The sequence below is a fragment of the Paenibacillus sp. FSL H7-0326 genome (assembly GCF_001955535.1).
Lineage (GTDB): Bacteria > Bacillota > Bacilli > Paenibacillales > Paenibacillaceae > Paenibacillus > Paenibacillus shunpengii.
The window spans coordinates 202,826-216,917 of the sequence record NZ_MPVN01000005.1; the positions used below are offsets into that span (position 1 = coordinate 202,826).

15 protein-coding genes and 1 riboswitch are annotated in these 14,092 nt (G+C 46.7%); of the genes, 4 read left to right on the forward strand and 11 right to left on the reverse strand.

All coding sequences use genetic code 11. The annotated features are described in order from the left end of the window. Position 1: 1 nt before the first annotated feature. The 5 genes from BK126_RS22445 to BK126_RS22465 all read right to left on the reverse strand — a co-directional run bounded on the left by BK126_RS22445 (position 2) and on the right by BK126_RS22465 (position 5,237). Complete coding sequence (locus BK126_RS22445; RefSeq protein ID WP_047911493.1) at positions 2-628, reverse strand: cytochrome (ubi)quinol oxidase subunit III; 627 nt, start codon at positions 626-628, stop codon at positions 2-4. Then, the gene (gene ctaD, locus BK126_RS22450; RefSeq protein ID WP_379263423.1) at positions 625-2,475 is read right to left on the reverse strand and encodes a cytochrome c oxidase subunit I; all 1,851 of its coding nucleotides are present in this window, start codon (positions 2,473-2,475) and stop codon (positions 625-627) included. Before ctaD ends, BK126_RS22445 begins: the two co-directional genes overlap by 4 nt. A 56-nt stretch (positions 2,476-2,531) precedes the next feature. Then, entirely contained in the window at positions 2,532-3,596 is a 1,065-nt protein-coding gene (coxB, locus tag BK126_RS22455) for a cytochrome c oxidase subunit II (RefSeq protein WP_076314773.1), read from the reverse strand. A gap of 538 nt (positions 3,597-4,134) precedes the next feature. Further along, the gene (map, locus tag BK126_RS22460) at positions 4,135-4,884 is read right to left on the reverse strand and encodes a type I methionyl aminopeptidase (RefSeq protein WP_076314774.1); all 750 of its coding nucleotides are present in this window, start codon (positions 4,882-4,884) and stop codon (positions 4,135-4,137) included. Positions 4,885-5,048: 164 nt separating this feature from the next. Next, positions 5,049-5,237, reverse strand: coding sequence for a hypothetical protein (locus BK126_RS22465; protein WP_047911489.1), 189 nt, complete (start codon positions 5,235-5,237; stop codon positions 5,049-5,051). A gap of 488 nt (positions 5,238-5,725) precedes the next feature. Here BK126_RS22465 and BK126_RS22470 point away from each other — a divergent pair, with 488 nt between their 5' ends. Further along, the gene (locus tag BK126_RS22470) at positions 5,726-6,004 is read left to right on the forward strand and encodes a hypothetical protein (RefSeq protein WP_047911488.1); all 279 of its coding nucleotides are present in this window, start codon (positions 5,726-5,728) and stop codon (positions 6,002-6,004) included. A gap of 131 nt (positions 6,005-6,135) precedes the next feature. Next, a complete protein-coding gene (locus tag BK126_RS22475) occupies positions 6,136-6,474 on the forward strand; it encodes a DUF4870 domain-containing protein (protein ID WP_076314775.1) in 339 nt (112 codons plus the stop codon). Between the two features lie 129 nt (positions 6,475-6,603). Here the strand turns inward: BK126_RS22475 and BK126_RS22480 are convergent, their stop codons facing one another. From BK126_RS22480 to BK126_RS22490, 3 genes are all read right to left on the reverse strand, one after another. Further along, positions 6,604-7,950 carry a nucleobase:cation symporter-2 family protein gene (locus BK126_RS22480; RefSeq protein ID WP_076314776.1) on the reverse strand — a complete coding sequence of 449 codons (1,347 nt, stop codon included), beginning with the start codon at positions 7,948-7,950 and terminating at the stop codon, positions 6,604-6,606. Continuing rightward, on the reverse strand, positions 7,950-8,537 hold the full coding sequence (locus BK126_RS22485) for a xanthine phosphoribosyltransferase (RefSeq protein ID WP_047911485.1): 588 nt from the start codon (positions 8,535-8,537) through the stop codon (positions 7,950-7,952). Before BK126_RS22485 ends, BK126_RS22480 begins: the two co-directional genes overlap by 1 nt. A gap of 187 nt (positions 8,538-8,724) precedes the next feature. Continuing rightward, positions 8,725-8,825: riboswitch (purine riboswitch) on the reverse strand. 165 nt (positions 8,826-8,990) lie between these two features. Beyond that, positions 8,991-10,361, reverse strand: a complete 1,371-nt coding sequence (locus BK126_RS22490) for an IS200/IS605 family element transposase accessory protein TnpB (protein ID WP_076314777.1) — start codon at positions 10,359-10,361, stop codon at positions 8,991-8,993. Positions 10,362-10,561: 200 nt separating this feature from the next. On the opposite strand from BK126_RS22490, the gene mscL reads away from it, so the two are divergent. After that, positions 10,562-11,047 (forward strand): large-conductance mechanosensitive channel protein MscL, encoded by a 486-nt coding sequence (gene mscL / locus BK126_RS22495; protein WP_076314778.1) that lies wholly within the window; start codon positions 10,562-10,564, stop codon positions 11,045-11,047. On the opposite strand, the gene BK126_RS22500 is transcribed toward mscL, so the two are convergent. Further along, the gene (locus BK126_RS22500; protein ID WP_076314779.1) at positions 11,044-11,331 is read right to left on the reverse strand and encodes a hypothetical protein; all 288 of its coding nucleotides are present in this window, start codon (positions 11,329-11,331) and stop codon (positions 11,044-11,046) included. The two genes, mscL and BK126_RS22500, sit on opposite strands and share 4 nt — an antisense overlap. Positions 11,332-11,496: 165 nt before the next feature. On the opposite strand from BK126_RS22500, the gene BK126_RS22505 reads away from it, so the two are divergent. Then, positions 11,497-12,129 carry an NUDIX hydrolase gene (locus BK126_RS22505; RefSeq protein WP_076314780.1) on the forward strand — a complete coding sequence of 211 codons (633 nt, stop codon included), beginning with the start codon at positions 11,497-11,499 and terminating at the stop codon, positions 12,127-12,129. Positions 12,130-12,223: 94 nt separating this feature from the next. Here BK126_RS22505 and BK126_RS22510 read toward each other — a convergent pair whose 3' ends face one another. Together BK126_RS22510 and BK126_RS22515 are read right to left on the reverse strand one after the other, a co-directional pair. Beyond that, a complete protein-coding gene (locus BK126_RS22510; protein WP_076314781.1) occupies positions 12,224-13,009 on the reverse strand; it encodes a TrmB family transcriptional regulator in 786 nt (261 codons plus the stop codon). Between the two features lie 47 nt (positions 13,010-13,056). Continuing rightward, positions 13,057-13,809, reverse strand: coding sequence for a zinc ribbon domain-containing protein (locus BK126_RS22515; protein WP_076314782.1), 753 nt, complete (start codon positions 13,807-13,809; stop codon positions 13,057-13,059). Between the last annotated feature and the right edge of the window lie 283 nt (positions 13,810-14,092).

Sequence of the window (14,092 nt, forward strand, 5' to 3'; positions counted from 1 at the left end):
ATTAAACCACCTTCCCAAGCAGATATACGACCGTAAAGATGAAGACCCAGACCACATCGATAAAGTGCCAGTAGATCGCCGACACATAAATCTTCGGTGCGGTTACGACCGTTAATCCTTTTTTGTACAGCTGTCCAATGAGAAGTCCGATCCAGCCTAGACCGAAGGCAACGTGCGCCCCGTGAAAGCCGACCAGCGTGTAGAACGCCGAACTGAATGCGCTCGTTGTCATACCAAATTCTTTATGAACAACATATTCGTAGAACTCATAAATTTCGATACCGAGAAAGACGAGTCCTAGCAAAATAGTAACGCCGAGCCAGCTAATGAGCGCTTTGACGTTATGCTTATGCATCGCCTGAATCGCAAATACGCTCGTCAAGCTGCTTACCAGCAGAGTGAAGGTTGCCGCTGCAACCAAGGGAAGATGAAACAGATCATTTGCTGTTGGTCCATCCAGTGTCTGGTTGCGAAGCGCAAGGAAGGTCGCGAATAGCGTACCGAACAGAACCGCTTCTCCACCCATGAACAGCCAGAAGCCAAGAATCTTGTTGCGGCCCTCTAGCGTTGCTTTTTCCGGTTCATGAGGCAGCTGACCATTTACAGCTTCTGCGTGTGGGTTTGTCATGCTTTTGCCCCCTTATCTTCCAGTTCCTCAGGCTCGATATGCCATCCATGGTCGTCATAGAGGGAGCGAACGATCATACAACCGAAGGTAATCCCCAGACCAATAATGACAACTATATAGTTATTGAACATAAAATTCATAAATGCATTGCCGAAGTCATCATTCGTAAACATCAGACCGAGACCCGCGATGAATATCCCTACGGACATTAGAAACGGTAATATGGTCGCCGAAGGCATATGAATCGGTCCGACCGGCTCAGCCGGAGTCATCTCTGAATGGCCAGCCATCTTCTCTTTCCAGTAAGCATCAATTCCGCGTACAAGCGGAGTCTGTTTAAAGTTATATTCTGGCGGCGGAGAAGGAATCGTCCATTCCAGTGTACGTCCATCCTCCCAAGGATCGTTGCCAGCATCAGCAGGCTTCAATGAAGTCTTAACGATATTTACCAGGAATAAAATGACGCCTACACCCATCATGAGTGCACCAACCGTACTGATCAGGTTCAGCATGTCAAAGCCTTGATTCGGTGCATAGGTTGCAACCCGGCGCTGCATCCCCATCAGACCGAGGAAGTGCTGAACGAAGAACGTAAGATGGAAGCCGATAATGAAGATCCAGAACGTAATCTTGCCCAGTCCCTCTGCGAGTACACGACCGAACATCTTCGGCCACCAGTAGTGCAGACCGGAGAACAGTCCGAGGACAAGACCACCCACAATGACGTAGTGAAAGTGCGCGACGACAAAATATGTATCATGGAACTGAAAGTCTGCCGGTGCAGAGGCGAGCATGACGCCGGTTACCCCGCCCATGACAAAGGTAGGAACAAAGCCGATCGCGTACAGATTTGCAGACGTGAACCGGATTTGTCCGCCCCACATTGTAAACAGCCAGTTAAAGATCTTGATCCCCGTAGGTACCGCAATCAGCATTGTAGAGATCGAGAACAGGGCATTCGCTACCGTCCCCATTCCTGTCGTGAACATGTGATGCGCCCAAACCATGAAGCCAAGGAACGCAATCAGAATCGTTGCAAATACCATGGAGCTGTAACCGAACAATCTCTTTCTGGAGAAGGTCGGGATGACTTCGGAAATGATTCCGAATGCCGGCAGAATCAGGATATATACTTCAGGGTGACCGAAGATCCAGAAAATATGCTGCCATAATACCGGGTTACCTCCACCTGCAACATCGAAGAAGTTAGCTCCGAGAATTCGGTCAAAGGTTAGTAGAACAAGACCCACCGTAATGGCTGGGAAAGCAAACAGAATAATGGCGGATGTTATAAATGTCGTCCAGGCAAACATCGGCATTCTCATAAAAGACATCCCGGGTGCACGCATCGTAATAATCGTAGCAAGGAAGTTGATGCCCCCGATCAGCGTACCAAGACCTGCAATCTGGAGACCGATGGTGTAGAAATCGACACCGTGTGTGCTGCTGTACTCCGTGCTTGAGAGCGGGACATAGGATGTCCAACCTGCGTCCGGAGCACCACCCATCAACCAGCTCAGATTAAGCAGCAATCCTCCGAACAGAAAGGTCCAGAAGCCGAGCGAGTTCAGAAAAGGAAACGCAACGTCCCTTGCCCCAATCTGCAGTGGAAGCACCGCATTCATCAGTGCGAATATGATCGGCATAACGCCGAGGAAGATCATTGTCGTTCCATGCATTGTAATCATTTCATTAAATGTCTGGGTAGTCATCATACCATTGTAAGGAATAATTAATTGAAGACGAATCAGAATGGCTTCAATCCCACCGATCCCGAAGAACAAGCCTCCTGCCGCCAAGTAAAGAATCGCGATTTTTTTGTGGTCAACGGTCGTCAGCCAATCCATAATTCCCGTATACCGTTTAACCGTATGAGCGTGAGCCAAGTTCAAGTACCTCCTTCTCAATCCGCACTGTTCGTTTCATAATCCAGCTTGTAATCGGCCAAATACTCGGCTATTGCATCGACCTCTTCAGTGGTCAGTCCAAGCTCCGCCGGAGACGGCATCTCATTGCCCGGTTTGATAGCCTGCGGATCATGAAGCCATTCTTTGAGGTTCTCCTCTACAGGTGCACCCTCCTGACCTTCACGTTCATTCAGAAGCATGCTCGCAATGGATTCCCTGCCGCCGATTCCTGTAAGATTCGGACCTAGCGGACCGCCTTGATCGCCCACAGCATGGCAGCTCAGACAAGCAGACTTGAATTTCTCGGCAAGCTGCTCATCTTCAGGCAGAACAGCCGGCGCCTGCATCGCAGTCACCCAATTATCAAACTCCTCTTGGCTGACAGCCTTAACCTTGAATTCCATATATGCATGGGATGGTCCGCACAGCTCGGCGCACTTCCCGCGGTAAACGCCTTCATTCGGTGCAGAGAAGTGGAATTTATTCAAGGTTCCGTCAAAGTTCGTGTCAATCTTACCTGCCAGGGACGGTACCCAGAAGGAGTGAATTACATCATTACTTTCAAGTACAAATGAAATCGTCTTATCGGTTGGAATAATGAGGTCTTGTGCGGTCGTCACACCGAGATCAGGATAGCTGAATTCCCACCAGTACTGGTGAGCTGTCACTTTAACCTGAAGGGCGTTTTCGTCTTTGGTGTAGTCCTTGCCTAAAGCGGAGAGCTGCTGAACGGTTGGAACAGCCAATATAATGACAAGCACGAGAGGAATGACGGTCCATATAATCTCCAGCTTGTGATTACCTTCCACTTGTTCAGGAATTTCATTCTGTCCTGGCCTCCGCCGGAACTTGATCAATACAAAGGCCGCAATCGCAAACACCACAAGGAGTACGACGACCATGATCGTTATGGCAAGCTTCATTAGATCAAGCTGCCCTTGTGCTACGGGACCCTGCGGTCTCAATACAGACAAATCCTCACGGCCGCAAGCGGACAATAACAATGAGAATGCTGCCAGCAATGGGAGGATTCTTTTTCCGTGCCGCCACCTTTTCATCACCTATCTACCCCACTTTTCCCAATTTCGCTGATTACCATCTGGTTCCAAAAAGCGAGTATTCTACCTGCTCTAGTACCTTTGTTGTAATCCTGTAAATTAATACAATCACTTATTAAATATAAGTCGACCCCCTGTTTTTGTCAATCTTTAGACACATGTTCACAAATTGTTCAAAAAGTCCTAGAAACCGCGCCATTATTATGTTTGTTAACGATTTCACGACTGAATAATAGCGCAATATTCCATTGTTTTCTTCCAAATTACGGATAATACGGGAGCTTTCGAGCAAGTTTGGCAGATTACTGATTTATGTAGTTTAGTGCAAATAATTTGCTGGCAACACTAGCAATCTATTTATAGAATGCATCTCTCTTTTTTGCCATCTCAGCATATGAAATGCCATCTCATTTCTAATTCCATCCATCATTTACCACAAAAGAAAACCCGATCCTATGCAGAAGCGGGTTACTAGGAAGCCAGAAGTATCTTATTGAAAATCTCGGATAAATTACCAGACAGAATAAGCTGTTGTTTCAACTCAAACGGTTAGCAGCAGAGGGCCGTCCTTTGTAATGGCTACCGTATGCTCATACTGGGCTCCGATGCTGCCATCCGCAGAACGGATCGTCCAGCCGTCCTCTTCCCAGTAAACGGCACCTGTCGGCCCCATGGTTAGAACAGGCTCTACTGTGATAACCATCCCCTCTTCAAGCCGGATGCCTTGACCGGGCTTGCCATAAGGGAAAATGTCTGGCTGCTCATGCATGATGCGGCCAATGCCATGTCCGACAAGCGGCTTGACGATCCCGTAGCGCCAAGGCTTCACGCATTTTTCGATGGCGTAACCGATATCTCCTACCGTCTTGCCCGGCAGCGCTGCGGCAATCCCTTGATGCATTGCCTTTTCCGTCCGTTTCAGAAATCTCTCGGTCTTGGCATCGGTCTTCCCTACCGCATAAGTCCATGCGGAATCCGCCAGCCAGCCATCCTTGTTGACTACCATATCAATGGTTACTACATCTCCATTGACTAATGCTGTATCGGAAGGGAAGCCATGACATACAATTTCATTCACTGATGCGCATATCGCATAGGGATAGCCTTTATACCCCTTCTGTTCCGGCGTTGCGCCCTGTTCGGCAAGGAAGTCCTCAACAAAGCTATCAATCGCTTGAGTTGTTATTCCTGGCGTAAGCATGGATTCGATCTTTTGATGACAAGCCTTCAGTATTCTCCCTGCCTCCCGCATGTACCCGATTTCCTCTTTTGTCTTCAGGATCACAGACATCTACAGGTCAGCCCCTTCCCGTTGTGGCGCTAACTCTATGTATATGCATACTCCCGCGCAAAAAAAACCGCCTCTCCTGCATCCATTCACAGGCGGGCGGTTCTATTCAAATAAGAACAGTATATTCAGATGCTTGATTACAGTAGTGACGCAAAAGTGAAGAATCAGGAGACTGAGGAATTCAGTCTTGTCAGTTCACGCTCGACGACGAGCGTAAGCTCCTCTTCGTAACCTCCTGTTATCCGGTATTTTTTCACATACTCCTTCACGAATTTTTTAGGATCCTTCGGCCTGAAAATCCGAGTCATTTCTCGTAAACTTTCTTTGACCTCATTATGACCTTTTGTTGCCATGATAACTCCCTCCCAAAACGTTCAAAAGTAAATGCTCCGTTTAGAGAATCCGTAGAAAAAAAAGATCTAAGTGATACCATGAAGAAGTGTGTGCAGCTGTAATTAGCTTCAGGCCGGGAATCCCTGACTTAAACAGGTACCTGACATTATAAATACCCGAAACGATTCTTTTTGAATCACACTTCTATTGTATCATATTCAAAGCTTGCGTACAGCTTTCCAGAAATATCAATTTTGTAAAATCAAAATCAAATTCTGAATACCGTACTCCATACATAATATATCGGCCAATGTTTAATTCGGATTCAGTCAATGTTTTGAATACCAATCGTTTACATACATTTATTATGCCGTGAACACGGATAGTTATGCACCGAAACGGATAACCTAACTTACTGAAGTAAGAGCTTAAAGCCGCTTATATAAGCGGCCGCACTTCCTAAGATTCATGTTTCATTAAATAAAATAAGTTCAAGGAGGCTCCTGATATGAGCAGCAAGGATAAGGACATGCTCCCGATCACGCGGGAAAAGGTTGAGGTAGATGGAGTATATACCAATGAACGCGGACTGACGGAACATCTGCATAGAGGACAGCATTTTCCGCCGGACCCGATTCATGGAGCTACGGAATGGGAGCTGACGGAGTTTGCGTTTGAGAATCATCATGAAGGCAGAACAGACGAGCGCCTCGTTCCCAAAGAGGACGATGAGAATAAAAAAGGCAAAATAACAAGCCCGCGTCGTCAATTTCAAGGCGGAAGCTGATTCTGGTTAGAGAATACATATCACTGTTCCTTCATGGAAGAGTGATATTTTTTTATTTTGATGGTTGTTCAACTCCACGCCCCTCTCTCATATGATGCTTAAGAGAGATGGACAAAGGAGGAGGATACTTGATGTCCCCATTCAAATCATCGACCGGACTGGATGAGAATATTGCAGGTGCACTGTGCTACTTCTTCGGTTTTATCGGAGCCATATTGCTGCTTGCGCTCGAGAAGCGAAGCCGCTTCGTTATGTTTCATGCACTTCAGTCCCTGTTTGCCTTCGGAGCTATTGTCGTCGGTCATGTACTCAGCGGCTTGATCCCTTTGCTTGGCCCCCTGCTCGCTGCGCTGCTGTCACTGCTTGGTGTGGCGATATGGGTAATTATGCTGGCAGCAACACTGCAAGGGAAGTGGCTCAAACTTCCTCTAGTAGGCGACCTTGCTGAGAAGCAGATGCGCAAGCTGTAATCTCTCTCACGAACAGAGCAGCTGGCAATTATACTTTGCCGCCTGCCTGCCCCAGCAAGCTTCATAGCACACAAAAAAACCGCTGATGACCCTCAAACAGGATAACCAGCGGCTAGAATTATGAAAAAATTAGACGGATTCAGTTGTCGTGTCCAGTTCAGCCTTTTTCTGCGGTTTGGGACCCAATCCGTTAAAAATCAGATTCAGCAAAATCGCAGTAAAGCTGCCGACCACAATTCCGTTATTCAGCAAAATACCGATCTCGGAAGGAAGCTGTGAGAACAGATTCGGTACAACCGTAACGCCGAGACCCATCCCTACGGACACTGCAATAATAAGCAGATTCTCGTATCGGTTAAAGTCTACCTGATCGGCCAGCATCCGGATACCGGAGGATACGACCATCCCAAACAAGGCTACGGTAGCGCCGCCAAGCACGGAAGGAGGAATCATCTGGGCCGTTGCTGCAATCTTGGGAACAAATCCGATCAGAATGAGCAGCAGACCGGCTACAGCGATAACGTCCCGTGTCTTCACACGGCTCATTTGGAGCAGACCAACGTTCTGGGAGTACGTTGTATACGGGAAGGAGTTAAAGATCCCACCAACCACAATCGCAAGCCCTTCTGCTCTGTATCCTCTGGACAAGTCCTTAGAATCAATTTCTTTGTTCAAAATTTTGCCCAGAGCCATAAATACCCCTGTTGATTCCGCGATACTGACGATCGCAACCAGGATCATCGTCAGAATAGCAGACAGGTTAAAGGTAGGCGTTCCAAAATGGAACGGTTCAGGTGCACGGAACCAGCTTGCTTCAAGCATTGGAGACAAGTCTACTTTACCGAAGAACAGTCCTGCAACCAATGTGCCGGCAACAAGACCGAGCAGGATCGAAATCGACTGGATAAATCCCTTTGTTAAACGGTTCAAGACAATAATGAATAATAGTACACCAAAGCCCAGCAGCAGATTCACAGGATCGCCGAAATCCGCAGCCCCATTACCGCCGCCAAGATCGTTTAACGCAACCGGAATAAGTGTGAGACCAATAATGGTGACGACCGAGCCTGTAACGACCGGCGGGAAGAAACGAATCAGCTTGCCGAACAATCCGCCAAAGATCATGACGAACAGACCAGAGGCGATAATCGCACCATAAATGGCGCTAACACCATATTGATTACCGATTAGAATCATCGGCGAAACCGCCTGGAAGGCACAGCCGAGCATTACCGGAAGGCCGATACCGAAATATTTGCCGCCCCATACTTGCAGCAGTGTTGCCAGACCACAGGCCAGTAGGTCAATTGCAATCAGATAGGTGATTTGATCTGGAGGCAGATTCAGACCGCTCGGTCCACCGACGATCAGGGGAACGATGACAGCTCCCGCATACATAGCCAAGACGTGCTGAATGCCTAGCGAAAATGTTTTTAAAGGGTGACGATTACGGTTAAATATACGTTCACGTGACATTAGATTCCATCCTCTTCATCTGCAAATGTAACTTGTCCATTCTCAAGTGATGCAATTCGCACCAGTGATTCAACACGGTAGCCTTTCTCTTGAAGCAGACGACCGCCAGGCTGGAACGCTTTTTCAATTACGATACCGATACCGACAACCTCAGCACCTGCCTGCTCAACAATCCGCGCAAGACCAAACGCCGCTTCCCCATTCGCAAGGAAATCATCAATAATAAGTACGCGGTCTCCTGGCTTCATAAACTTCTTAGCCACCGTAATTTCGTTAGACTCCTGCTTGGTGAAGGAATAAACCTTCTCTACAAAAATATCATCACGCAGGGTCAAAGACTTCTGCTTGCGGGCAAAGATCAGCGGCGCTTCCAGCTCAAGTGCAGTCATAATGCCAGGCGCAATCCCGGAGGATTCAATGGTGAGCACACGATTAATATCCTCTCCCTCAAACCGTCTGACAAACTCGCGGCCGACTTCCTTCATTAGAATCGGGTCCATCTGATGGTTCAGGAATGAATCCACCTTCAGTACCTGATCTGACAACACAATCCCTTCGTTTATCACTTTTTCCTTTAGCAGCTTCAAGTGGTATCTCTCCTCCTGTATGGATATTTCTTAAATTTGAGCCTGACCCGGCAAAATGCAAATAACCCATTCCAAATCAACCGCCGAAAACACGGATGGATTAGAACAGGTACTGGTTAGAATAAAGATGCAGTAAAGATTTCAAGCTCACATGCAGCAGTATAGCAGAGGCCTTCAAATTTTGTTGCATTCTTCATATTCCTCCCGTAGTCCAATCATTTCCGGTGATCGGGTAGAGACATGCCGGCCCATTCCAGCACATATACGAGTTAATTGTATATTTCACGACATGAGCAAAGGAGCAAATTACCTTATCGGTGTACTCCCTCGCCTATGTTAGAACAATGTTAGAAGTATAACGGATTGGTGCAGCAAAATAAAGTGTTATTTTAAACCTTTTCCACCTAAATGCATGCGCACTATAGATGGAGCTTACATCATCTTAAATACAGTCTAAACGAGCGAATTAACTGTATACACAGGTCGGAGTGCTTGTTTTAGATTAATGAATGAAGACAATGTAAGAGATGTTCTTTTTGCCAATTCAGGAACTTTTGCCTGAATTGACAACCACTTCTTTTCAGAGATGGATTTTTGGATTTCTCGAATAAAGTAACGAGCTGCTATATTGTAGGATGCATTTAAGTCGGAATGATAGGTCTTACCGGTTGTAAACACACACAAATCTTTACGGTCGCTGCGTACTACATAGCCTGACCCGTCGAAAGCTAAGGCACTTGTGTTTTTCGGGTTAACTCTTGAAAAACGCATACCTAAATAATGACCCATTTGCTTCACTTTGTTTTGAAGTAGTAATTTCGCCCAATATTGAAATTTAAAGCGTAATCGCTTCGCACCATAAACACCTTTAGGTAAACGCATTTTTCCTAGATACTCAAACACGATAACGTGAGCTCCATTGTCATGAGCAAATTTTGTAATCTGGTGGGCTGTATCGGTAACGATTTGATTCTGCAATCCGTTAATGCGTCTCCAAAAGTTAGGTTTCGCACCATTTCCGGACTCACGTTGGGATTTCTTTAATTTATTGATTATGGCAGTAAAACGGTCTTTTTCTTTGGGCTGATTAATGAACTTTCTAGCCAAGACAGTTCCGTTAGCGTCCATAATGGAACAAACCGCAGATTTTGTGAGACCTAGGTCTACCGAGCAAATTCGTTGGTTTTGTATTTTTTCGGTCTTGAGTTTAACCTGTGATTGGTATGAGATGTTAAGAAAGTACTTTTTCCCAACCTTTACAAGGGTCGGGTTATTCTCCTTCCAGTCCCAAACTCCGCGTTTATATAAATCTTGTGTTTTGAAATCGATGTCGATCCAAACCCAATCCTTCTTATGGAACACTTTAATCTTGCCTGTTTTCTCAGATATTCTTTCAAACATGTTGTCCTTATAAAACACAGGGAATGATTTGTGTTGAAATTGTAATCTCGGCGGGTTCTTCTTGAAAAGTCTACCTTCAGAAACAGCCATTTCTTTTTCAAGGTTCCAATTATAGAAGTTGGAACGATGACTCTTGACTATACCAAAAGCTTCAGAAATGGCACTTCTTCGAAAATAAGACGGGAACTTGTAAAAAGTGGTATCGAATGCCCCGTACTTTGGGCGGAGGTTACTTTTTGTGAAATGAATAAGAGATTCGACTGCTGGGACCAATGATTTGGTTGATAGATGACCAATCGAATTGAACTCCTGGTCAATCACGTTGATCAGAAAACCAAGTGCTTCATTGTAGATTTCGATCGTTTTATCAAAGATTTTAGAATGACTTGTAATTTTATATCTCAGTGTTTTGACCACCTTCACAAATTTCACCTCTCCCGTTTCCACTATCCTCTATGATATTATCATATAACCAAGAAAAAAAGGTCGACTAATCTCCACCAAAATGTAGTTCGGAAAGAGGAATGCGTCGCCAGTTTTTTGTTCAAGGGACTGAGCCTAATGTTTAAATGGAGGGGTAGGTTCTTGCACTGAGTGTATATAGCCATGTTAGGAGAGTAGATATGAAGAAAATGTTGAATGAATTCAAGGAGTTTGCCGTTCGTGGCAACGTCATTGATCTGGCTGTCGGAGTCATTATCGGGGGGGCATTCGGCAAGATTGTAACCTCGTTCGTTAATGATATCCTCATGCCGCCAATTGGACTTCTGATGGGGAACAAGAGCTTCGAGCAATTGTTCATTCCGCTGGAGCGAGGGGTGCTGACCTCAGAAGGCAGCAAGTACACGACACTCGCCATGGCTGAAGCAGACGCCATCCCAGTGCTGAAGTATGGACAATTTATCAATGTCGTACTGGACTTTCTGATCGTGGCATTCTGTATCTTCCTGTTCATTAAAGGGATTAATCGACTGAAACGCAAAAAAGAGGAGCCCGCACAGCCAGAGCTGACAACGAAGGCTTGTCCTTACTGTCTCTCGGACATCCCGCTTGCCGCTACGCGCTGCGCTCACTGCACCTCTGTGCTGGAAGTGGAGAGATCTTCCTAGAGAAGATTCTCCAGAATTCTGCGCAGGTTCGCATCTTCCCTGTAGACTTCTTCACCTGTATCAAGCTCGGTCACACGAAGTCTGATGTAATCTGCGCCAGGATTCACCGGCTTGAAGGTCAGGTCGTCGGGATTCTCGGTGACCACTTCATAACCCAAGCGTTTAAACATCGGGATAAGCTGCTCCGGTCCGGGAGGCGTATTATTATCCATGAGCAGAAGCCCTCTTAATGGTTTTGGCTCCTCATTTTTGTAAATCACTTGAAATTTTACAATGCATTCCATGGTTCTCATACTCCCTTCTCTATCTCATCAATCATACATAAGCAGCAGTATGTACTTATAGCGCTCTACCCATATTGTAATTATATTCCCCTGAAAAAGATGTAATGATGCTGACATAAGATCATCGCATTGTATGTTATATCACATCTCTGGAGGTCAACCGAAATGAGTGAAGAGCATTTTGATATATACGATCCATCTGGTGCACACATCGGTACAGCACCGCGTTCTGAGGTTCACCGCGAAGGCCACTGGCACAAATCCTTTCACTGCTGGCTGGTGCGGGACACCCCGCAAGGTAGAAGGGTTCTGTTCCAGAAGCGGACGAGCAGCAAGGATACCTTTCCCTCTTGTTATGATATCACTGCTGCCGGCCATCTCACGGCCGGAGAAACGGTTCGGGATGCAGCAAGAGAGCTGGAAGAAGAGCTTGGTCTCCGTACCGAATTCGAGCAGCTTACCCATTTGTTCGAAGTCACCGAGGAAATGAGCGGCGAGATTTCCGGCGTACCCTTCATTGATCGAGAGATTAGTAATGTGTACGGCTGCCTTAGTTCTTGGGAGCTGACAGAATACAAGCTGCAAGCGAGTGAGGTTGCAGGATTGTACGAAGCAGATCTTAAGCAGATGCTCGATATGTTCCTCGGCGGTCCAAGCAACATAACAGCAACCGGCATCCTCTATCATGAAGAAGACGGCCATTATACCAAGGTTACAGAGCCTATTCGTCCAGGACAATTTGTTGCCCGCCCTTATTCCTACTACGTTTCTGCCTTCCAAAAGTTACAGCAGCTATAGACGCAGGGACATAAAAAAAGGTCCTCTGCCGTGATGGTGCACCAAGGCAAACCATCTGCGGGCAGAGAACCTGTAACCTACATACAGTACAGTGTTACCTCTCTACAACATATTTGTTCATCATATGCTCGAAGCGCCGGCCATAACGTCTCTCCAGCTCCTCACCCATATCTTCTTCTAATTCGTACAAAATCAACTCCTGCGCAAAGTACTCCAGCAGCAGCTTGACCATCAGTGGATGCTCCGTGACGAGTGCCTGTGTCATGCATTCTTCCCCTCGAAGTCCCAGCATGCACCATTGCCGGTCAATGACAAAAGAAAACTTCCGTCCGCATAACTCGGCCGAGGGCTCAAAGGGATCCCAAGGGAGCATGGAATACTGCTCCCCTGAATCAGCATCGTAAGACCAGAGCAGCCTAACGCCCCGTTCCTCTGCAGCTCTCAGCTCCTCGTGGAACAGCGCCGCCTCCTCTGCACACATATCTATGACGATCTCCTTCTCTGCCTGAGCAACCCGAACCAATAATGTGTCCAGCACCTGGCGGTCTCCCTCCATGTTATAGAAGCTCGGAGATCCCGGATGATGTCTTGGCAAGGATCTTTCAACGAAATGAAGGGACTGTCTCACATTGTCCGAAATCTTGCTTGTCAGCTCTTCCGGTGTAAGCATGCTGTATCTAGCCGGCTCCCCCTTGCTGCAATGAAGGTATCCTTCCGCATTCAAGCGCTGGAGCATCGCATATATGTTCGAACGTGAAGCGCCAAGACGCTTAGCTACCTCATAGCCTGATGAAGCCCCCTGGCGGGACAGATCAACCATAATTTTGGATTCCATCTCTGTAAAGCCCAGATTCTTAAGGTGCGCAAGCAGCTGCTCCATCGTCACTGTCCTCCCATGCTGTTAAGGAACCTATGCGTACCTTATCGTTAGATCTGCTCTGCACCACAATGCGGACACCATTTCGATCCTTTTGGCAGCTCAGAGGCGCAAATTTGACACTTGACGCTATCTCTCGGCACCTCTGCTTTGACAGGCGCCTCCATGTGCTCATTGTTCTCTTTCCAGTAACGGATTCGCTCGTCCAGCTCCTGCTGTCTCTCCCGCTCCCGCTGCAGTTCCTCTTGACGTCTGCGTTCCCACTCCGCGTCAAACTCTTCCTTCTCTTCAGGGAGGAAATCCTTCAGATCGTAGTCTTCCTCATCCGGTGGCAGCACATCATCATCGAGCAATAGATCAGGGAAGAGTTCCTCCTTCTCCTCTTCAGCTACAACCTCTTCTGCTGCCGCAGCTTCCGGTTTAGCCGGACTCGTATAAGTCTCAGAGTTCGCAGGTGTCAACGGACGACCGCATTTCGGACAGAAATTGGCATCCAGATCAGATACATGTCCACATACACAGACCCGTTCGTTCTTCAGTACTGCGATCTTCTCACGAAGCTCATTGATCTCTTCCTGCAGCTCGTCACATGCTTCTGACAGCTCCATCATTCTCTGTTCAGCGATCGACATGTCTTGAGCACGGTAACCCTCGTAGAAGATACGGCCCATTTCTGTATAATTCACCGACATTTCGTGTTTGATATTCGCAATTTGTGAGTTTAGTTTGTTGATTTCCACGGCATGCTGTGCCTTCTCCGTTGCACGGCCTGCCCCGTCTTTAATTCGCTGTAAAAAATTCATCTCAGGTTCTTCCTCCTCTTTCCCATGACAAGCTGAAAGTTAATTCACTTAACAGCTAAGCCTTCACTCATTACTTAGCCAAGACCCAAAAAGATAAAACCTGAATCAATTTCATAACCCGCTAACCTTGATTGAAGCACCTAAAGGATATGAAAATGATTCAACTGCCGTTAAATTATACCGTATACTTCGCAGAAGTCTGTTCGTTTAGGTATAATAGAGAGCGGTTTGTTTATACTTATTTGCTTCCATTTTGTGATGGCTCAGGCATGATTAGAATCGT

Coding starts and splice junctions, on each gene's coding strand:
- BK126_RS22445 (WP_047911493.1), bottom strand. CDS start 628: ATGACAAACCCACACGCAGAAGCTGTAAATGGTCAGCTGCCTCATGAA.
- ctaD (WP_379263423.1), bottom strand. CDS start 2,475: ATGGATTGGCTGACGACCGTTGACCACAAAAAAATCGCGATTCTTTAC.
- map (WP_076314774.1), bottom strand. CDS start 4,884: ATGTCTGTGATCCTGAAGACAAAAGAGGAAATCGGGTACATGCGGGAG.
- BK126_RS22465 (WP_047911489.1), bottom strand. CDS start 5,237: ATGGCAACAAAAGGTCATAATGAGGTCAAAGAAAGTTTACGAGAAATG.
- BK126_RS22470 (WP_047911488.1), top strand. CDS start 5,726: ATGAGCAGCAAGGATAAGGACATGCTCCCGATCACGCGGGAAAAGGTT.
- BK126_RS22475 (WP_076314775.1), top strand. CDS start 6,136: ATGTCCCCATTCAAATCATCGACCGGACTGGATGAGAATATTGCAGGT.
- BK126_RS22480 (WP_076314776.1), bottom strand. CDS start 7,950: ATGTCACGTGAACGTATATTTAACCGTAATCGTCACCCTTTAAAAACA.
- mscL (WP_076314778.1), top strand. CDS start 10,562: ATGAAGAAAATGTTGAATGAATTCAAGGAGTTTGCCGTTCGTGGCAAC.
- BK126_RS22500 (WP_076314779.1), bottom strand. CDS start 11,331: ATGGAATGCATTGTAAAATTTCAAGTGATTTACAAAAATGAGGAGCCA.
- BK126_RS22505 (WP_076314780.1), top strand. CDS start 11,497: ATGAGTGAAGAGCATTTTGATATATACGATCCATCTGGTGCACACATC.
- BK126_RS22510 (WP_076314781.1), bottom strand. CDS start 13,009: ATGGAGCAGCTGCTTGCGCACCTTAAGAATCTGGGCTTTACAGAGATG.
- BK126_RS22515 (WP_076314782.1), bottom strand. CDS start 13,809: ATGAATTTTTTACAGCGAATTAAAGACGGGGCAGGCCGTGCAACGGAG.